The organism is Mesorhizobium ventifaucium (assembly GCF_935822925.1).
GTDB classification, from domain to species: domain Bacteria; phylum Pseudomonadota; class Alphaproteobacteria; order Rhizobiales; family Rhizobiaceae; genus Mesorhizobium; species Mesorhizobium ventifaucium.
Window position 1 is genome coordinate 1 of record NZ_CAKXZS010000029.1, and the last position, 17,923, is coordinate 17,923.

Below are 17,923 nucleotides of genomic sequence, written 5' to 3' on the forward strand. Positions count from 1 at the left end.
GCAAGGCTCCCTCCTACCCGATCCAAGGCTATTGTCCCGGGAAGCCGCGGCCAGACCTGGCAATTGTCGTCACCTCGAGCGATAGGACCGGTTCCCGGATATCAGTGTTGCCCGCGTCTCGCATTGACATGCCGTGCCAGTTCCGGCGTCTCGAAGACGTAGTCGCTCCAGGCCGATTCCGGAATCTGACCGGCCAGATAACATTCCAGCAAAAGACGTTGCTCAGGGCTGAGAGGTCTCGGCGCGCGCTCATGCAGCGCGTGAAACAGATTTCTGGGCGAGTGAAACAGATTTCTGGTGAGGTCCGAGACGGTGAAGTGAATTGACATGTGTTCGGTCTCCTTTGACCATCCAGCGCATCACCCAAGGGATCGGGATCGATCTCTGCTCCGCTGCCCTTCGGTTCGGAAAGGACCATGCGCCAAATCAAAACGGCACAGCGTGCTTTGTGCGTCCAAAGAGACGCGCGGCGCTGCAATAGCTGTTTAACGTCGAAGGCCGGATAAGGTTCAACGTGGCTGGCGGCAACGCCGATCAGGCAGCCCGAAACCCAACGGTCGGCATGCTCTCGGCCTGCGCGTCTGACCGAGCCGCTGCGTCAGGTGCGCAGCAACGTTTTCAGGGCGGCGCATCTTTTTAGCTGGCTCCGCTTGAATACCGGCTGGCTATTCGCAGACCATGCGGACCCGTTTTCCGGGTTGGCTGACATTCCTGCAGGTGAGCGGTTTCGCCGGCTCGGATGACGGCGTCGGCGGTTGTTTGGCAATCCTGGCGATTTTCCTTCTCGGCGCCGCGGAGGTGTCGATTTTGCGGGCCGCCGCTGTTTCCGGCGTTTCGGGTGCCGCAGGAAAGACATTGGTCTGCAGCAACTGCGGCTGTTCGGCTTGCGCCTGCTGCGGCGGCCTGTCCCAGATCCGCCGGACATCAAGCGGCCTTGGAATGACGACGGTGCCGTCGTAGCTGCGCGAGCAGCCGCCCCCTAACAGCAGCATTGGGCACACGAAAAACGGCAGGATCCGTCCCAACATCGGCAACACCCTAGCGGGATTTATAACGCGGCTTCGGTTCTACCAACAACCGTCGGAATACACTGCGGGCAAGCTAGCGCATGACCCGGAGAATCGGAATCGATTTCGCTGGGGACCGTGCGCAAAATCGAAGTGTCGCAGCGTCCCTGGCGCGACTTTGGCGCGACTGGGGTCGGGCATGGGCGATTGCCAGCCCACGTCGTCAGCCGCAAGCCCGTCGGCCCCAAGCCCATCAACCAGGGGGCGCCTTGCTCGAAAAGCTCGGCGCGGAGGGAGAAGTCCAGCGCAACGCGCGATAGCCACTTCAGCCCATAGCGTCAACCGATTCGGCGACGCGTTGTGACAAGCCTATGGTGCGATCGCACCATATCAAAGCATGCGTCCGGTTGAAACAATAAGCGCATTCGAGTTCCGCTCCTCCAGTTACGGGCGGGAGCAGCGACCGCCGGCAAGAAGCAGGGTCAGATTTACCCCAACGGACCTGCTTCGGCGATGGCGCGGCCATGACCTCCTTGGCCGCATGCAACGCGCTCCCGCCCGGATTTTCTTTTCGGCGCCAATTGTTCGCCTGTCGAGGGCAATGCCGGCCGCAAATCGCGCAAGCTGCTGATTCCAGCGGCAAACCACGGCTGTAGCGGCGAGACCCCGGGCCTTCCTTTTCGACAGGGCTGTACGGCGGTTACCGGGCTGACATCAAACTGTCATGTGACTGTAATAATCGGGGGCTATGGCCTCAGCGGGCGCCGAAGGAATGGCGCCGATAGACCATTTTCCGAACAGGAGCAGGCCACATGAAAAAATTCCTCCTTACGGCGTCGGCCGCGGCGCTTGCGCTCGCCGCGTCGGCTGGTTATGCCGCCGCGCGCGACCAGATTCAAATCGTCGGTTCGTCCACAGTGTTCCCCTTTACGACGGCTGTCGCTGAAAAGCTTGGCCAGAGCGGAAAGATCAAGACCCCGGTCGTCGAGTCGACTGGCACCGGCGGCGGCATGAAGCTGTTTTGCCAGGGCGTCGGCGAAAATACCGCCGACTTCACCAATGCCTCGCGCGCCATCAAGGATGGCGAGCTTAAAACCTGCAAGGCAAACGGCGTGACGCCGGTCGAGATCAAGGTCGGCTTCGACGGCATCGTACTGGCCAACTCGAAGGCAGGGACTGTCGTTGATCTGACCAAGGAACAGATTTTCAAGGCGCTCGCCAAGAACGTCGCTGTTGACGGCAAGGTCGTCCCCAACCCCTACAAGAACTGGTCGGATGTCGATGCATCGCTTCCCGCGACAAAGATCGAGGTGCTTGGCCCGCCGCCGACATCTGGCACGCGCGATGCATTCGTCGAGCTCGTCATGGATGCGGCCTGTCAGGAAGAAGTGAAGGCGGCTAATGAAAAGGGCTGCGGCGAGATCCGCGAAGACGGCGCTTTCGTCGAGGCCGGCGAAAACGACAATCTGATCGTCCAGAAGCTGGAAGCCAACCCCAATGCCTTCGGCGTCTTTGGCTTCTCGTTCCTCGACCAGAACGCCGACAAGCTGCAGGGCCACAAGGTCGACGGCGTCGAGCCGACTTTCGAGAACATCGCATCCGGCGATTACGGCGTTTCCCGCTCGCTCTTTGTCTATGCCAAAAAAGAGCATGTCGGCGTCATCCCCGGCATGCAGGAGTTCATCGCCGAGTACACCTCGGATGCTGCATGGGGTCCTGATGGTTATCTGGCCGACAAGGGCCTGATCCCGCTGCCGGACGCCGAGCGCGCCAAGTCGGCCGAAAACGCCAAGGCCCTGAAGGGCATGGGCTCCTGATGTTTCGGGGGTCCGAGCGTACCGCTCTGACCCCTCATATCCTAAAGCACAAAGCGCGGGATCACAGGTCCCGTGCTTTGAGCCGGTGAATGACCGGCGGTCGAGGGGACGTCCCGAATCATGGTCGGTTATCTCGTTGTTCTTCTGTTGGTTCTGGCAGCGGCGGCCTATTGGATCGGCCGGACCCGTGCCATTGCCAGTGTCAATGGCGACGTCGCGCGACTGCATTCGCTGCCTGGCCAGCATGGCATGTTTCTGGCGCTTTTTGCTGCCGGTCCGGCGCTGCTTGCGATCGTGGTGTGGTCGCTGGTGACGCCGGGAATAGAATCGTCGATCATTGCCGACCGCTTCTCCTCCGAGTTGTCGGGAATGGGCGTCCCGCAGGTCGAAGCTTTCATCCGCGATGCTCGCGCGATGGCCTTTGGCGGGCTTGTCGGCTTCGCCGATCCCACGAAAGAGGCGGCCGCCGCCGTCTACAAATCGATCCATACGACCAGCACCTGGATCATCTGGGCCGTCGCGCTCGTGCTTTCTGCGTCCGGATTTTACTGGGCCTATTCGCGCATCGCACAGGCCTACCGGGCGCGCCACGTGGTCGAGCGCATTCTTCGCGCATTCTTGATCGCCTGTTCGGTGGTCGCGATCCTGACGACGATCGGCATCGTCCTGTCGCTTATCTTCGAGTCCCTGCGGTTCTTCCAACAGGTGCCGTTCTACAAGTTCCTGTTCGGCACGCATTGGTCGCCGCAGAGCGCCTTCACCGGCGCGGGAGCGGAGGCCGGGGCGGTCAACGAGGACATTTTTGGCATGGTGCCGCTGTTTGCCGGCACGTTGCTCATCACCTTCATCGCCATGCTGGTGGCTGCGCCTATCGGGCTGATGGCTGCGATCTACCTTTCGGATTACGCCTCCAAAAGCGTCCGCGCCGTCGCAAAGCCGGTTCTGGAAATCCTCGCCGGCATTCCGACCGTCGTCTACGGCTTCTTCGCCGCGCTGACGGTTGCGCCCTACTTCCGCGGTATCGGCGAAAGCCTGGGCCTCAACGTCGCGTCTGAATCCGCGCTCGCCGCAGGCGTGGTCATGGGTATCATGATCATTCCCTTCGTTTCCTCGCTTTCCGACGATGTGATCAACGCCGTTCCGCAATCCCTGAGAGACGGTTCCGCCGGCCTCGGCGCGACCAAGTCGGAAACCATCCGCAAAGTGGTCCTTCCCGCGGCCCTTCCGGGCATCGTTTCGGCGATGCTGCTTGCCGTCAGCCGCGCAATCGGCGAAACAATGATCGTGGTCATGGCGGCGGGGCTGGCGGCAAACCTCACGGCCAACCCGCTCGAAGCGGTCACCACCGTGACCGTGCAGATCGTGACGCTGCTGGTGGGCGATCAGGAGTTCGACAGCGCCAAGACGCTTGCAGCCTTCGCACTCGGCCTGGTGCTGTTCTGCATCACGCTTTCCCTCAACATCGTCGCTTTGCGCGTCGTCCAGAAATACCGAGAGCAATATGACTGATGCGATCTCGTCATTGGGCGCCGTCGGACGGCCGGTCAGCATTCATACCGACGATGCCGCGAAGGCGCGGCTGAAGGGCCGCTACCGCACGGAAACCTGGTTCAAATGGCTTGGCGCCGCAGCTGTTGCGTTGGCCGGCTTGTTCCTTGTGCTGCTCCTGTCGACGATCGTCACGCAGGCAATTCCGGCGCTGCGGCAGAACTATGTGACGCTGCCGATCGATCTTTCAGCGGCCAAGGTCGACCCGGCGAAACTCGATGAAGTGAACTACGACGCCATCGCTCAGGAAGCGCTTACGGCAAAATTTCCGGATGTGACGAGCCGCCAGGACAAGCGCCTGCTGCGCGGACTGATTTCCACCGGCACAGGCGTCTTCCTGCGCAAGGATATTGCGGCTGATCCGGGGATGCTCGGAGGAACGGTGGACTATGCGGTTCCACTTGACGATTTTGCCGACCTCTATCTCAAGGGTCTGCTTGCCGACGTCGGTTCGGACGAAGCGATTTCGACAAGCGTCACGCCTTCGCAAACCAGCGGCGACATCGATCTGACCTTCGGCGACGATGCCATGCAGGCGCTGGCGCGCGGCCATGGTGCGACCGAGGGCGAAAACGGCATGCTCACGCTGACGAGCGGCGCGTCGTCGCTGCTGGTCGCGTTCAATGGCGGCACGGTCAAGCTGACCGCGCTGTCGCCTGCGGCCAACGGCACCGTGATCGCAAAGGGCACGGTGATCGAGGCGCTGGACAGCACGGCGCCCGCCGCGAGCGGCCAGGCATTCCTGCGCGTCATCGAGACGCCGGAAGCATCGCGAAAGATTTCGGACAAGATGATCGTCTGGCTCGACACGCTGAACAGCGCCGGCCTGATCGAAAGCCGGTTCAACTCGATCTTCTTCTTCACCGGCGCAAGCCGCGAGCCGGAATTGGCCGGTGTCTGGGGCGCGGTCGTCGGATCGTTCCTGACCATGATCGTAACGCTGGCCATTGCCTTCCCGATCGGCGTTTCAGCGGCGATCTATCTTGAGGAATTTGCGCCCAGGAACCGGCTGACGACGATGATCGAAGTGAACATCAACAATCTGGCGGCGGTGCCTTCGATCGTCTTCGGCCTGCTCGGACTTGCCGTATTCCTGAATTTCTTCGGCATGCCGCGCTCCGCCCCGGTGGTCGGCGGCATGGTGCTGGCACTGATGACCCTGCCGATCATCATTATCGCCTCGCGCGCTTCGCTGCGCGCCGTGCCGCCGTCGATCCGCGAGGCGGCGCTTGGCATCGGAGCGTCCAAGGTCCAGACGGTGTTCCATCACGTCCTGCCGCTGGCGATGCCGGGCATCATGACCGGCACCATCCTCGGAATGGCGCATGCGCTGGGCGAAACCGCGCCGCTGCTGATGATCGGCATGGTCGCCTTCATCGTCGACATTCCCGGCGGCTTCACCGATCCCGCGACGATCCTGCCGGTGCAGATATTCATGTGGGCGGATTTCCCGGAAGCCGGGTTCCAGCAGAAGACTTCGGCGGCGATTTTGATTTTGCTGGTGTTTTTGGTCATCATGAATGCCATCGCGGTGATACTGCGCAGGCGCTTCGAGCGGCGCTGGTAAGGAGTAGAGGATATGAACATCATGACGGAAGCCGGCGTCGAGCAGAAACTGAGCAGCGCAACCAACGCCCCTCTGATCAAGATGAAGGGCGAAAAGGTCTCTGTTCACTACGGCGAGAAGCGAGCTCTGTTCGACGTCGATCTCGATGTCCGCGAGCATCAGGTGACGGCGTTGATCGGGCCATCGGGCTGTGGCAAGTCGACGTTCCTGCGTTGCCTGAACCGAATGAACGACACGATCGATATCGCGCGGGTGAGCGGCAAGATCACGCTCGACGGCGAGGACGTCTACGATCCGAAAATCGATGTCGTCGAACTGCGAGCTCGCGTCGGCATGGTATTCCAGAAGCCGAACCCGTTTCCGAAGTCGATCTACGAAAACGTCGCCTACGGTCCGCGCATTCACGGCCTGGCCAGGAGCAAGGCCGAGTTGGACGGCATCGTCGAATCGAGCCTGAAGAAGGCCGGCCTGTTCAACGAGGTCAAGGATCGCCTGCTCGAGTCGGGTACCGGCCTGTCCGGCGGACAGCAGCAGCGCCTGTGCATCGCGCGCGCCATCGCCGTGTCGCCGGAAGTGATCCTGATGGACGAGCCCTGTTCGGCGCTCGATCCGATCGCCACCGCCCGCGTCGAGGAACTGATCGACGAACTGCGCCAGAATTATACGATCGTCATCGTCACCCATTCGATGCAGCAGGCCGCGCGCGTGTCGCAACGCACGGCGATGTTCCATCTCGGCTATCTGGTCGAGGAGGGCGCGACCGACAAGATGTTCACCAACCCCGACGACAAGCGCACCCAGGACTACATCACCGGCCGGTTCGGCTGAGCGGTCCGGCGAATTTCGAACACGAGGACAGCACCATGGGTGAACACACCGTCGCATCTTTCGACGAGGAACTGGAGCACATCGACCGGCTGATCCGCGACATGGACGAGCTCGCCGCCGCAATGGTCGCAGCCTCGATCCGCGCGTTGCTTGCGTCGGACAATGCGATGGCGCAGCGCGTCGTCTCGGACGACGCCATCATGGATGCACGGCAGCGCGAGCTCGACGACAGCGCGATCACGCTGATCGCCAAGCGGCAACCGATGGCGCAGGATCTGCGCGCCGTGGTTGGCGCAATCCGCATGGCCGGCGATCTCGAGCGCATCGGCGACCTGGCCAAGAACATAGCCAAGCGGGTCAGCGCAGTCGGGCAGAGCGCGACGCCGCGGAATCTGTCGCACGGTATCGATGCGATGGCGGATCTCGTTCTTGTGCAGCTCCGCGGCGTGGTCGAGCACTATGTGTCGCGCGATGCCGGCGCGTTGAAGGAACTGCGCACCGACGACCAGAAGATCGACGTGAAATACACGGCGGTCTTTCGCGAGCTCCTGACCTACATGATGGAGGATCCGCGCAACATAACCGCCTGCACGCATCTTCTGTTCTGCGCCAAGAATCTCGAGCGTATCGGCGATCATGTCACCAACATCGCCGAAAACGCCTACTTTGTCGTGACCGGGCAGCAATTGCCGGCGGATCGCCCGAAGCTGGACGAAACGACGATGTCGGCGCCGGCGACATGACAGGAGTGACCGGCCGATGATCGCGCCGCGCATCATGGTGGTGGAGGACGAAGAGCCGCTGGGCGTCCTCCTCCGTTACAATCTGGAGTCCGAAGGCTATCAGGTCGAGGTGGTGACGCGCGGCGACGAGGCCGAAATCCGGCTGCAGGAAAACGTGCCCGATCTTTTGGTGCTCGACTGGATGGTGCCGGCGGTTTCCGGCATCGAGCTTTGCCGGCGCCTTCGGGTGCGTCCCGAAACCGAGCGGCTGCCGATCATCATGCTGACCGCGCGCGGCGAGGAGAGCGACCGGGTGCGCGGCCTTTCGACCGGAGCCGACGACTATCTGGTCAAGCCGTTCTCGACACCGGAATTCATGGCCAGGGTCAAGGCGCTGCTGCGCCGCGCCAAGCCCGAAGTGCTGTCCAGCGTGCTGAAGGTCGGCGACATCGTGCTCGACCGCGAATCGCACAGGGTCTATCGCAAAAAGAGCGAGATCCGGCTCGGGCCGACCGAATTCCGGCTGCTCGAATTCATGATGCGGCATCCGGGTCGGGTCTTCTCGCGCAGTCAGTTGCTCGACAATGTCTGGGGCGAGACGATCTACATCGACGAGCGCACGGTGGACGTCCATGTCGGCCGGTTGCGGAAGGCGGTCAACAATGGTCGCATGCCCGATGTCATCCGCACCATCCGCGGCGCCGGCTATGCGATCAGGGAAGACTAGCTGATGTTCAGGTGATGCCGGCCTGCGAATGGCTGATAGCTGCGCTTCTGGCGTACCCAAAAGTACGCTCCGTTCCGGTTCTCGGAACCCGCCCAGTCTGGTCGCTTCGCGCCGGTCTTCGACCCGGCGCGGCCTGACCTCGAATCTCAAGGCATCCCCAAGCCGCAATCCGCCTTTGTTCCTTGCCGTTCGGACTCAGGCCACGTCTCTCCTGGTCGTGCCGGGCTTGCCTTGCGCGCCGGGGGCAAAAATCTCCTGGTCGACGAAGCTCAGCGCCCGCATGGCGCAGCCTTCGCGGATCAGTGGCAGCTCGTTCGGCTCGGTGTCGAAGGAAATCGAACCCGAATGCTGGCCGCCGGCGGTCTGGGCGATGGCCTCGCGCAGGGCCGGCTCAATCAGGTCGAAGGCGGCAGCGCTGGCGCCGACCATGGCCACCGGCGCCGGATCGATCAGCGCGAACAGGCTGCCGAGCCCGAAGCCGAGCGCTTCGCCGGCCTTGCGGTAGGCTTCGCGCTCCGGTCCGTCCATCTCGCGCGCCCTGTCCGCCAGTGCCCGCATCTCGGCGTCGCTGACATCGGCGACCGGCTCGGCGTTCTCGCTCAATTGCCTGGCGTTGCGCCAGATAGCGTAGTTGCCGGCATAAGCCTCGACGCAGCCGCGGCGCCCGCAGCGGCAAAGCGCGCCGCCCGGCCGATGGATCATGTGGCCGAATTCGCCGCCTGAGGAATGAGTGCCAGTGAACAGCTCGCCTTTCAGCACCAGCCCCATACCGATGCCGTGCGAGAGCAGGATGGCGATGAAATCGTCGCGATAGCGATGCGGGTCGCGCCAGCGCAGCGCCACGGCCATCATGTTGCAGTCATTCTCCATGATGGCCGGGATGCCGAACTCGCGTTCCAGAATGTCGGCGAAGGCAATGTTCGTCTGCGGCGTGATCGGCGACCACAACAGCGCGCGCGCATGGGAATCGGTGATGCCCTGGATCGCCAGCGCGATGCGGGCGACGCTTTGGACATCGAGGTCGGGATCTTCGAGCCGGCGCCGGACGATGGCGACACATTCGCCGATCAGCTCGTCGCGCGACATGGTCAGCGTGTCCAGCCGGCGCTGTTCCTCGGCGACCACTTGTCCGGCATAATCGATGACGGCGACCGACAGGAAATTCAGCGACAACACGACGGCCAACACCGCAGCGGCTTGCGGATTGAGGCTGAGGCCGACCTGCGGTCGGCCGCGTTTCATCGAAACGGTCTCGCTCGACTTGCTCTCGGCCAGGATGCCTTCCTGGATCAGGTCGGAAGAGATCGCCGATATGGTCGAATGGCTGAGGCCGGTGGTTGCGGCGATCTCGGTCCGCGACGGCTGGCCTGCCCGGCGCACGGCGGAAATTACCATCGCCCGGTTGCGCCGGCGCAAATCGTCATGACGGATTCCCACCGACATTTTTGCTTCCTCCTCATCGCCGCGGCCGCTCATGAATCGGAAGCCGTCGATAATGTCCGACAAATACTGGCAGAAGCAGCGGGCCCTGTCATTATTTATTCCGAGGCTCGAAAAAAGTCGGCAGACGCATCAAAATCCCTCAGGATTGATGTTGACAGCGCTTCAGCGTTGGACCAGTATTTTTTCGGTTCTCGAAAAAATAGAGCCTTTTACCGGCCTTCGGGTCAGTTTTGTCGCGCCCTACGCGGCGCAGGGAGGAATATCATGAAGAGATTCGCAGCCGCTATTCTGGCGGGGGTCGCCATGTCGCTGACGCTCGCGTCGGCCGCACAGGCCAAGGACAAGGTCATTGGCGTTTCGTGGTCGAACTTCCAGGAAGAGCGTTGGAAGACCGACGAAGCCGCCATGAAGGCGGCGATCGAGGCCGCCGGCGACAAATATATTTCCGCTGACGCGCAGTCCAATCCCGGCAAGCAGCTGACCGACGTCGAGAGCCTGATCTCGCAAGGCGCCAACGCGCTGATCATTCTTGCGCAGGATGCCTCGGCCATCGGTCCGGCGGTGCAGAAAGCGCTGGACGAAGGCATTCCGGTCGTCGGCTATGATCGGCTGATCGAGAACAAGGGCGTGTTCTATCTAACCTTCGACAACCAGGAAGTCGGCCGCATGCAGGCCCACGAAGTGTTCAAGGTGGCGCCGGAAGGCAATTACGTCTTCATCAAGGGCTCGGGCGCCGACCCGAATGCCGATTTCCTGTTTGCCGGCTCCATGGAGGTGCTCAAGGATGCCATCGACAGCGGCAAGATCAAGAATGTCGGTGAGGCTTATACGGACGGCTGGCTTCCCGCCAACGCCCAGAAGAACATGGAACAGTTCCTGACCGCCAACGACAACAAGGTCGATGCGGTGGTTGCCGCCAATGACGGCACCGCCGGGGGCGTCGTCGCGGCGCTGACGGCGCAAGGCCTGGCCGGATCCGTCCCGGTTTCGGGCCAGGACGGCGACCATGCCGCGCTGAACCGCATCGCGCTCGGCACGCAGACCGTATCGGTGTGGAAAGACGCGCGCGAGCTCGGCAAGAACGCCGCCGAGATCGCCTCGCAGCTGGCCGACGGCAAGCAGATGACAGACGTTGCCGGCGTCAAGGACTTCACCACGCCGCGCGGCAATGTCGTCAAGTCGCTGTTCCTGACGCCGATTGCCATCACCAAGGACAATCTCAACGTCGTCATCGACGCTGGCTGGATCAAGAAGGAAGAGGTCTGCGCCGGCGTGGCGGCGGGCACTGTCCCGGTCTGCAACTGATCCGCCTTCGCCAAAAAACCTGAAACGCCGCGGCCTCTCGCCGCGGCGCTTTTTCAAAAAAATTGTTTTTCCGCTTCTCGCGGGTAACTTCTAAGCTGCTTCCGGCATCCGCGGCAGACGGCAACCCGGTGGGAGGACATCATGACCGACGCGACTTCCAACACGCCGGCTGCCGATCGGGCGCGTGAATCCGAGCTCAGCCCGGTCGGCCGCTTCCTTAAAGCAACCGAGCTCGACATACGCATGCTCGGCATGGTCGGCGCGCTGCTGGTCATCTGGGTTGGAATCCACATCCTGTCGGGCGGGCTGTTCCTCACCCCGCGCAATCTCTGGAACCTGTCGGTGCAGACTTCCTCGGTCGCGATCATGGCGACCGGCATGGTGCTGGTCATCGTGATGCGCAACATCGATCTTTCGGTCGGCTCCGTCGAAGGCGTGATCGGCATGGTGATGGGCGTTGCGCAGGCAGAATTCCTCATCCGCGTCATGGGATTCCAGCTTGGAAATCCCTGGATATGGGTCATCGCATTGGCTGCCGGCGTGGCGCTCGGCCTGATGATCGGCGGGCTTCAGGGCTTCATCATCGCCTATCTCGAGGTTCCGGCCTTCATCGTGACGCTGGGCGGCCTGCTGATCTGGCGCGGCATGGCGTGGCTGATGACGAGCGGGCGCACCGTCGCGCCGCTCGATGCCACCTTCCAGCTCATGGGTGGCGGGCCGCGTGGCTCGATCGGGGCGACCGCAAGCTGGATCGTCGGCATTCTCGCCTGTGTGGCCGTCGCCTTGATGCAGCTCAACGGGCGGTCGCAGCGCAAGCGCTTCAAGTTTCCGCTGCGCCCGGTCTGGGCGGAGAGCTTGCTTGGTGTTGTCGCCTGTGCCGCCATCCTTGGCGCCGTCTGGATTGCCAATTCCTATCCCTGGCCGATCGGCATCGTTCGCCAGTACGCCCAGCGGAACGGCATCACCATCCCCGAAGGCGGGCTGTTCATCGCCCATGGCATCGCCATACCGGTGCTGATCGCGGTCGCAGTCGGCATCGTTATGACCTTCATCACCAGGCGCACCCGTTTCGGCCGCTATGTCTTCGCCATTGGCGGCAATCCGGAAGCGGCGGAACTCGCCGGCATCAACACGCGCTGGGTGACCATGAAAGTGTTCATGATCATGGGCGTGCTGGCCGCGATCAGCGCGGCGATTGCGTCGGCCCGCCTCAATGCGGCGACCAATGCGCTGGGGACGCTGGACGAGCTCTTGGTCATCGCGGCTGCGGTCATTGGAGGCACATCGCTGGCCGGCGGCTCCGGCACGGTGCTCGGCGCCATGCTGGGGGCACTTCTGATGCAGTCGCTGCAGTCCGGCATGGTGTTGCTCGGCATCGATTCACCACTTCAGAGCGTCGTTGTCGGCGCCGTGCTGGTCGTCGCCGTCTGGCTCGACACCGTCTACCGCAAGCGGGTCTGAGCATGATCCCGAGCCGAAGCTCCGCGTCAGCGAAAAATGGATATCCGTTTCGGTTCGACATCATGCTCGGCCAAATCATGGAGAGGAACGATCATGGCTGACACGACTGCTCCCACGCCACTGATCGATATGCGCAACATCTCGATTGCCTTCGGCGGCATTCGCGCCGTCGACGATGCGTCGATCGACCTTTTCCCGGGCGAGGTTGTGGCGCTGCTCGGCCACAACGGTGCGGGAAAGTCGACGCTGATCAAGATCCTGTCCGGCGCCTACAAGCGCGATTCGGGCCAGATCTTCGTCAATGGCGAGGAGGCTTCGATCTCCAATCCGCGCGACGCCAAGAAATACGGCATCGAGACGATCTACCAGACGCTGGCGCTCGCCGACAATGTCGACGCCGCCGCCAACCTCTTCCTCGGCCGCGAACTGATGACCGGCTGGGGCACGCTCGACGATGGCGCCATGGAGGCCGAGGCGCGCAAGGTGATGGGCAGGCTCAATCCCCGCTTCCAGCGGTTCAAGGAGCCGGTGGTCAAGCTTTCGGGCGGCCAGCGGCAGTCGGTGGCGATCGCGCGCGCCATCCTGTTCAACGCCCGCATCCTGATCATGGATGAGCCGACGGCGGCACTGGGACCGCAGGAAACGGCGCAGGTCGGTGAACTGGTCATGCAACTCAAGGCCGACGGCATCGGCATCTTCCTGATCAGCCACGACATCCACGATGTGTTCGAGCTTGCCGACCGCGTCTGCGTCATGAAGAATGGCCGGGTCGTCGGCACGGCGCGCACCGGCGACGTGACCCAGGACGAGGTGCTCGGCATGATCATCCTGGGCAAGTGTCCGCCCGGCGCCATTCCGGGACCAGGCGCGCTGAAGATCGCCGCCTGAAGCGTCAAATACCTGTCATGTGATATGCCAGCCGTCATGATGGTTTGGCCGCGCCATTGTGTTGCCACGGGGACTTGCCCATAAGATGGGGAACCATGGGTCGCAGCAGCAACTTGAAGAAGTTCTTCCCGATCGTCGCTTTCATTGCCGTCGCGCTGATCAGCCTGACAATGGCGGGATTCGCCTATTTCGCCACGCAGGAAGCGGCGCGCATCAAATTCGAGGCGACGGCGGACGACGCCCTCAACCGGATCGATAGCCGCATCGACCTGTACCTGTCGCTGCTGCGATCGACACATGCGCTGTTCGAGGCTCGCAATGGTGACATTTCGCGGGGCGAGTTCAAGGCGTTCTTCGATGCGTTGGGTATTAACGACAATTTCGCCGGCCTGCGCGGCATCGGCTTTCTTCCCCTGGTGAGAGCCGGCGACGAGACAGCGGTCGAGCGTGCCATCCTGCGCGATTATGGCGCCAGCTATCCGATCTATCCGGCTACGACGACGCTGCCATGGCGTGCGCCCATCACGCTGTTCGAGCCGCTCGGCCCGTTCAATCAATCCAGCATCGGCTACGACATGTTCACTGAACCGGTGCGGCGCGAGGCGATCGAAAAGGCGATGGCCGACAACCAGCAGCATGCGAGCGGGCCCGTGCAGCTAGGCCAGGAAACAGGTGCTGCGCAGACCTTCACCGGTTTCCTGGTCTTCGTGCGGCTCAATATCGAAACCGCGACGGACGGCATCGATGCGTCCAGATCCTCAACGTCAGGCTTTCTTTATGCGGCCTTCCGCGCCCGCGATCTGTTCCAGACCGCGCTCAGCCGGACGCCGCTGCTGCCGGTCAACATCGAAATCTACGACGGCAAGGTGGACGCCGACCATCTTTTGTTCCAGTCGGAAACGCCGCCGGCGTCGAGCTTCGGCGACAGGTTGCTGGTTTCTCGCGAGATCACCATCGCCGGACGTCCATGGACGGTCCTGTTCAGGCCGACAAGCGCCTTTTCGCAACCCTCCTCACGCGCCATTCCGGTGATGCTCGGCCTGTTCGGGCTGCTGCTCGCCGGAACCATCGCGCTGGTGGCGCGCTATCAGGAGCGGGCCTATGACGCGGTCTCGCTGCTTCATGAGACGACGGAAAAAAGCCTGCTCGAAAAAGACCTGATGCTGCAGGAGATGAAGCACCGCATCAAGAACTCGATCACGCGGGTGCTGGCGATCGCGCGCCAAACGGCCTCGCACGCCACCGACGTCCATGAGTTCTCGTCCTCTTTTTCGGCCCGGCTGCAAGCGATGGCGGCTTCCCAGGACATGCTGACGCGCTCACGCTGGCAGAAGGCCGATCTCGGCGATCTCTTGCGCATCGAGCTTGGCCAGGTGTTCGGCAAGGAGCTTCCCGACGGAATCTTGTCGGGGCCAGAGGTGTTGCTCGACGAGACGACGACGCAGGCGCTCGGCCTGACTTTTCACGAACTGGCGACGAACGCGCTGAAATATGGCGAAACCGGCAATTCGGCTAATACCAGGAACGGCGACTGGTCGCTCAAGGTCGACTGGTCGGTCGAAGGCCACAGGAGCGACCGGACCCTGGTTCTCAACTGGCGCGAAGCCGGCCAGAAGAAACTCGAACCACCTGTCAAAACCGGTTTTGGCACCAAGCTGATCGATCTGAACGTCACGCGCGAATTGCGCGGTACGATCAATCGCGATTTTCATAATGGCGGGTTGAGCGTGGAAATCAGGATTCCGCTGTCGGGCTGAAACGCTGCCGCAAACCGACCGTTTTCGGAGGCGCCCAAATACAGCGCCCCAAATAAAGCACCCAAGTAAACAGAGACCGGCTCGTCCGGTCTCCGCTTCTATTGCCTCTTGCGTTTGAAACGGATCAGCAGCGAGCCGTAAACAGACGGCCACGGTTGTCGCGGTACTGGCAATAGCCATTGCGCAGGTTGCGCACCAGCAGGCCGGTACCGGCACCGATGGCTGCGCCCACCAGCGCACCCTTGCCGCCGTCAATCAGGCCGCCGGCCAGAGCGCCGACACCGGCGCCGACGCCGACATCCTGCTCCGTGGTGCTGCAACCGCTGACCGCGATCACGGCAACCATGGCAATAATCATCTTCCGCATAGGGTCATCCTCGCTTTTTGTCCTCACTTGTAGCTCTACCCGTCACTTATCATGTGAAAAAGGGTTTTGCCTGCTCGATTTCATTGTTGGCTAAGAGAATCTTTTTCGTGGCGCGCGCCGCTCGAGGCAAGCTCAAGATTGGAAATCTCCACGGAAGCATCGAGCGTGCCGTCCGGGCGCACGTTCCAGACGATCTGGTTGTAATCATCCTCAAGTGCCGGATCGACGGAAAGGCATTTGGCAATGATGCGCGGAGCCTGACCCTGCACATCGTGCAAGGCAAACGGCCGCGCGGCGGTGCATTCCTGAGCGGTTTCGAAAACGCTCACCGATACGGGTAGTTCGCGACACTCGGTCATCATGTTCGAGCAGCCGATGACCAGCAGCACGGCAGCGATATGTTCCATGGCGGCGCTCCTCCCGCCATAGAACGGGCCACAACCGCCAAAGTTCCTGCGATGCAGGTTGGCATTGGAGAACAGGCCGACATGAGCCAGGCACAAGCCGGCCACTTTGCCTCTGACGCTCTAGACCAACTGGAACGCGGCGGCCAGGACGACCACTGCAGCCAGGCCGATTGCAGCGAGGCCGGGGGCCGGGAGGGAAACACGGGGCGACGGCATCGCGGCGGCTTCGAGATCCTGAAACCCGCTCATCGAAACGCGTGCGGCCTGTTCCAGCCTGTTGATGTCGGCAGCCGTCAAAGCCATTCCTCCCGTATCGCGTGCAACTGCGATAGAAAACGTCATGCGGAGTGGTGTCTGAGAAGAACAGCATCGAACTTTATGGTGAACAGGTGGTTAAGCCGGCGCGGCCGATATCAATCCCAGTTCTTGGCCCCAGCTCTTGGCCCCAGCCCTCATTGCCCAGCCCCCTTGGGCTCGGCTGTTGTCCGTTCAATCCGTCTCGAAATTACCGCGAGGAACGACAAGATGATATTCGAGACGATCCCCGCTGATTTCAAGTTTCGCCGTGCCGTTCAACGACGCAGGCACGACGCGCTCGAGCGCGACGCTGCCAAAGCGCTTCTCGCTGGGCTGATTGTCATTGGCTCCGATGGCCTCGGCCCATGTCAGCGACAGCGCGGTCTCGCCAGCGGAAGCCGCGGTCAGATCGGCCGTCACCTCGACGAATCCGTCGGCTCGCGACAGAGCGCCGTAGCTGACAGAATTGACGGCAAGCTCGTGCATGGCCAAGCCGATATGCAGGGCGGCATTGGGATTGAGGTATGGGTTTGCACCGCGAAAACGCAGGCTACGCACAGGGTCGGCTCCATAGCGGCCGACCTGGCCGGACACCAGTTCGCGCAATGCCGCTCCCCGCCAGTTGGACGACGTCACCAGGTCCTGGGATGAGGCAAGCGACTGCAGCCGGCCGCGAAAGCGTGTCAGGAAATCACTGAGCGTGTCCGAATAACGGCTGGTCTGGGTGGCGATGCTCTGGATGATGGCCAAAAGGTTCTTCGAACGGTGGCTGACCTCGCGCAGCAGCGTCTTCAGGGTTTGCTCGCGACGTTTCTGCTCGGTCGTTTCGACCATGGTGGTGACGACGCCCTGCACGGCGCCGCCGTCGTTATGATCCGCGTCTACCCATATCTGGAACCAGCGAACGCCATCGTCGGCGGGAATGCTGAGCTCAAGATGTTCGGGATTGCCGGACGCGACGACGTTGCGTTTGGCCGCGCCGATGCGCTCCGCCTGCGCATGTGGCAGGATGCTGTCGCCGCCCGTATCGGAAACCCCCGTGTCGGAAACCCAGGGCGGGCGCATGTTGCGGGCCCAGACGGTTTTCATCTCGCGATCCTGATAGAGAACCGAAATACCGGCATTGTGGAGCGCATGGAGAAGGGCCCGGCCAAGCTGCATCCCACTATCAGCGGACTGCAAAGCGATGATCTCATCGCTCCGTCCGCTGTCTTTCATGTCTCCGGTTCTGGATTGCATCGGATACTTCACCCGCCGCGTCCGTGCTGAACGGCTGACGGAAAAACGGCTGACGGAAAATTGGGTTCCCAAAAAGACGTCCGCCGAGCGACGTCCGGCTAAGGACACCGCCCGGCGGTAGCTGGAAACCGCTTGAGGGGTGCGGCTCCCAGTGTTCGATCGCAGTTCACGACGCGCGCTTGAAATCGCAGTTCACGACGCGCGCTTGAACAAGCCTGCAATAAGCGAAATGATCAGGAAAGCGAGGAAGATGAAAAACAATATCTGCGCTATACCAGCCGAGGTGCCGGCGATTCCGCCGAAACCAAGTGCGCCTGCAATGATCGCAACGACGAGAAATACGAGCGCCCAGTAAAGCATGGTCCATCTCCTTCAAATAGTATGGCAAAAACGTCTTTCGCTGCCGTTTGTTCCAACCTTTCCCGAAAAAGACGATCCCTGGAAAGCTTTCCGGCTCGAATTAACTCGACTTGGATCGTCATGCGCAGGGAGTTGCAAGTGACGGTCGCCGCCGCAAGCGGCCAGTTCTATCCATCTGTTGGA

Annotated in this window: 19 protein-coding genes; 11 read left to right on the top strand and 8 right to left on the bottom strand. The window is 62.0% G+C overall.

Translation table 11 applies throughout. The features are described 5' to 3' along the window. Nucleotides 1-101: 101 nt before the first annotated feature. Both NMG70_RS23720 and NMG70_RS23725 read right to left on the bottom strand, forming a co-directional pair. The gene (locus NMG70_RS23720; protein ID WP_254026773.1) at nucleotides 102-329 is read right to left on the bottom strand and encodes a hypothetical protein; all 228 of its coding nucleotides are present in this window, start codon (nucleotides 327-329) and stop codon (nucleotides 102-104) included. A gap of 336 nt (nucleotides 330-665) precedes the next feature. Next, nucleotides 666-1,028: a hypothetical protein gene (locus NMG70_RS23725; RefSeq protein WP_254026831.1), complete on the bottom strand. Its 363-nt coding sequence runs from the start codon at nucleotides 1,026-1,028 to the stop codon at nucleotides 666-668. Nucleotides 1,029-1,819: 791 nt separating this feature from the next. On the opposite strand from NMG70_RS23725, the gene NMG70_RS23730 reads away from it, so the two are divergent. From NMG70_RS23730 to phoB, 6 genes are all read left to right on the top strand, one after another. Further along, nucleotides 1,820-2,824, top strand: coding sequence for a PstS family phosphate ABC transporter substrate-binding protein (locus tag NMG70_RS23730; RefSeq protein WP_254026774.1), 1,005 nt, complete (start codon nucleotides 1,820-1,822; stop codon nucleotides 2,822-2,824). Between the two features lie 120 nt (nucleotides 2,825-2,944). Beyond that, nucleotides 2,945-4,333, top strand: coding sequence for a phosphate ABC transporter permease subunit PstC (pstC, locus tag NMG70_RS23735; protein ID WP_254026775.1), 1,389 nt, complete (start codon nucleotides 2,945-2,947; stop codon nucleotides 4,331-4,333). Then, the gene (pstA, locus tag NMG70_RS23740) at nucleotides 4,326-5,939 is read left to right on the top strand and encodes a phosphate ABC transporter permease PstA (protein ID WP_254026776.1); all 1,614 of its coding nucleotides are present in this window, start codon (nucleotides 4,326-4,328) and stop codon (nucleotides 5,937-5,939) included. Before pstC ends, pstA begins: the two co-directional genes overlap by 8 nt. A 12-nt stretch (nucleotides 5,940-5,951) precedes the next feature. Further along, nucleotides 5,952-6,767, top strand: a complete 816-nt coding sequence (gene pstB, locus NMG70_RS23745; RefSeq protein ID WP_254026777.1) for a phosphate ABC transporter ATP-binding protein PstB — start codon at nucleotides 5,952-5,954, stop codon at nucleotides 6,765-6,767. Nucleotides 6,768-6,802: 35 nt separating this feature from the next. Further along, nucleotides 6,803-7,510, top strand: coding sequence for a phosphate signaling complex protein PhoU (phoU, locus tag NMG70_RS23750; protein WP_254016423.1), 708 nt, complete (start codon nucleotides 6,803-6,805; stop codon nucleotides 7,508-7,510). Between the two features lie 16 nt (nucleotides 7,511-7,526). Next, nucleotides 7,527-8,216, top strand: a complete 690-nt coding sequence (gene phoB / locus NMG70_RS23755; protein ID WP_023822590.1) for a phosphate regulon transcriptional regulator PhoB — start codon at nucleotides 7,527-7,529, stop codon at nucleotides 8,214-8,216. 195 nt (nucleotides 8,217-8,411) lie between these two features. Here phoB and NMG70_RS23760 read toward each other — a convergent pair whose 3' ends face one another. Next, on the bottom strand, nucleotides 8,412-9,659 hold the full coding sequence (locus NMG70_RS23760; protein WP_254026778.1) for an ROK family protein: 1,248 nt from the start codon (nucleotides 9,657-9,659) through the stop codon (nucleotides 8,412-8,414). 52 nt (nucleotides 9,660-9,711) lie between these two features. On the opposite strand from NMG70_RS23760, the gene NMG70_RS23765 reads away from it, so the two are divergent. The 5 genes from NMG70_RS23765 (at nucleotide 9,712) to NMG70_RS23785 (ending at nucleotide 15,070) form a co-directional block, all read left to right on the top strand. After that, on the top strand, nucleotides 9,712-9,927 hold the full coding sequence (locus NMG70_RS23765) for a hypothetical protein (RefSeq protein WP_254026779.1): 216 nt from the start codon (nucleotides 9,712-9,714) through the stop codon (nucleotides 9,925-9,927). Next, nucleotides 9,924-10,964, top strand: a complete 1,041-nt coding sequence (gene xylF / locus NMG70_RS23770; protein ID WP_254026780.1) for a D-xylose ABC transporter substrate-binding protein — start codon at nucleotides 9,924-9,926, stop codon at nucleotides 10,962-10,964. The genes NMG70_RS23765 and xylF overlap by 4 nt, the downstream gene beginning before the upstream one ends. Nucleotides 10,965-11,105: 141 nt before the next feature. Next, nucleotides 11,106-12,425: a sugar ABC transporter permease gene (locus NMG70_RS23775; protein WP_254026781.1), complete on the top strand. Its 1,320-nt coding sequence runs from the start codon at nucleotides 11,106-11,108 to the stop codon at nucleotides 12,423-12,425. 93 nt (nucleotides 12,426-12,518) lie between these two features. Beyond that, nucleotides 12,519-13,313: an ATP-binding cassette domain-containing protein gene (locus tag NMG70_RS23780; RefSeq protein WP_254026782.1), complete on the top strand. Its 795-nt coding sequence runs from the start codon at nucleotides 12,519-12,521 to the stop codon at nucleotides 13,311-13,313. A gap of 113 nt (nucleotides 13,314-13,426) precedes the next feature. Next, the gene (locus NMG70_RS23785; protein WP_254026832.1) at nucleotides 13,427-15,070 is read left to right on the top strand and encodes a CHASE domain-containing protein; all 1,644 of its coding nucleotides are present in this window, start codon (nucleotides 13,427-13,429) and stop codon (nucleotides 15,068-15,070) included. A gap of 124 nt (nucleotides 15,071-15,194) precedes the next feature. Here NMG70_RS23785 and NMG70_RS23790 read toward each other — a convergent pair whose 3' ends face one another. From NMG70_RS23790 to NMG70_RS23810, 5 genes are all read right to left on the bottom strand, one after another. Beyond that, on the bottom strand, nucleotides 15,195-15,437 hold the full coding sequence (locus NMG70_RS23790) for a YMGG-like glycine zipper-containing protein (protein WP_254026783.1): 243 nt from the start codon (nucleotides 15,435-15,437) through the stop codon (nucleotides 15,195-15,197). An 80-nt stretch (nucleotides 15,438-15,517) separates the two neighbouring features. After that, nucleotides 15,518-15,844, bottom strand: a complete 327-nt coding sequence (locus NMG70_RS23795; protein WP_254026784.1) for a hypothetical protein — start codon at nucleotides 15,842-15,844, stop codon at nucleotides 15,518-15,520. A 120-nt stretch (nucleotides 15,845-15,964) separates the two neighbouring features. Continuing rightward, complete coding sequence (locus NMG70_RS23800) at nucleotides 15,965-16,147, bottom strand: hypothetical protein (RefSeq protein ID WP_254026785.1); 183 nt, start codon at nucleotides 16,145-16,147, stop codon at nucleotides 15,965-15,967. Between the two features lie 186 nt (nucleotides 16,148-16,333). After that, nucleotides 16,334-17,380, bottom strand: a complete 1,047-nt coding sequence (locus NMG70_RS23805) for a sensor histidine kinase (protein WP_254026786.1) — start codon at nucleotides 17,378-17,380, stop codon at nucleotides 16,334-16,336. A gap of 192 nt (nucleotides 17,381-17,572) precedes the next feature. Further along, a complete protein-coding gene (locus NMG70_RS23810) occupies nucleotides 17,573-17,740 on the bottom strand; it encodes a DUF1328 domain-containing protein (RefSeq protein WP_023797107.1) in 168 nt (55 codons plus the stop codon). Between the last annotated feature and the right edge of the window lie 183 nt (nucleotides 17,741-17,923).

What these genes read in the sequence shown, in the direction of transcription:
- NMG70_RS23725 (WP_254026831.1), bottom strand. Translation starts at nt 1,028, where the DNA reads ATGTTGGGACGGATCCTGCCGTTTTTCGTGTGCCCAATGCTGCTGTTA.
- pstC (WP_254026775.1), top strand. Translation starts at nt 2,945, where the DNA reads ATGGTCGGTTATCTCGTTGTTCTTCTGTTGGTTCTGGCAGCGGCGGCC.
- NMG70_RS23800 (WP_254026785.1), bottom strand. Translation starts at nt 16,147, where the DNA reads ATGGCTTTGACGGCTGCCGACATCAACAGGCTGGAACAGGCCGCACGC.
- NMG70_RS23730 (WP_254026774.1), top strand. Translation starts at nt 1,820, where the DNA reads ATGAAAAAATTCCTCCTTACGGCGTCGGCCGCGGCGCTTGCGCTCGCC.
- xylF (WP_254026780.1), top strand. Translation starts at nt 9,924, where the DNA reads ATGAAGAGATTCGCAGCCGCTATTCTGGCGGGGGTCGCCATGTCGCTG.
- pstB (WP_254026777.1), top strand. Translation starts at nt 5,952, where the DNA reads ATGAACATCATGACGGAAGCCGGCGTCGAGCAGAAACTGAGCAGCGCA.
- phoU (WP_254016423.1), top strand. Translation starts at nt 6,803, where the DNA reads ATGGGTGAACACACCGTCGCATCTTTCGACGAGGAACTGGAGCACATC.
- NMG70_RS23780 (WP_254026782.1), top strand. Translation starts at nt 12,519, where the DNA reads ATGGCTGACACGACTGCTCCCACGCCACTGATCGATATGCGCAACATC.
- NMG70_RS23805 (WP_254026786.1), bottom strand. Translation starts at nt 17,380, where the DNA reads ATGCAATCCAGAACCGGAGACATGAAAGACAGCGGACGGAGCGATGAG.
- NMG70_RS23810 (WP_023797107.1), bottom strand. Translation starts at nt 17,740, where the DNA reads ATGCTTTACTGGGCGCTCGTATTTCTCGTCGTTGCGATCATTGCAGGC.
- pstA (WP_254026776.1), top strand. Translation starts at nt 4,326, where the DNA reads ATGACTGATGCGATCTCGTCATTGGGCGCCGTCGGACGGCCGGTCAGC.
- NMG70_RS23775 (WP_254026781.1), top strand. Translation starts at nt 11,106, where the DNA reads ATGACCGACGCGACTTCCAACACGCCGGCTGCCGATCGGGCGCGTGAA.
- NMG70_RS23765 (WP_254026779.1), top strand. Translation starts at nt 9,712, where the DNA reads ATGTCCGACAAATACTGGCAGAAGCAGCGGGCCCTGTCATTATTTATT.
- phoB (WP_023822590.1), top strand. Translation starts at nt 7,527, where the DNA reads ATGATCGCGCCGCGCATCATGGTGGTGGAGGACGAAGAGCCGCTGGGC.
- NMG70_RS23795 (WP_254026784.1), bottom strand. Translation starts at nt 15,844, where the DNA reads ATGGAACATATCGCTGCCGTGCTGCTGGTCATCGGCTGCTCGAACATG.
- NMG70_RS23790 (WP_254026783.1), bottom strand. Translation starts at nt 15,437, where the DNA reads ATGCGGAAGATGATTATTGCCATGGTTGCCGTGATCGCGGTCAGCGGT.
- NMG70_RS23720 (WP_254026773.1), bottom strand. Translation starts at nt 329, where the DNA reads ATGTCAATTCACTTCACCGTCTCGGACCTCACCAGAAATCTGTTTCAC.
- NMG70_RS23760 (WP_254026778.1), bottom strand. Translation starts at nt 9,659, where the DNA reads ATGTCGGTGGGAATCCGTCATGACGATTTGCGCCGGCGCAACCGGGCG.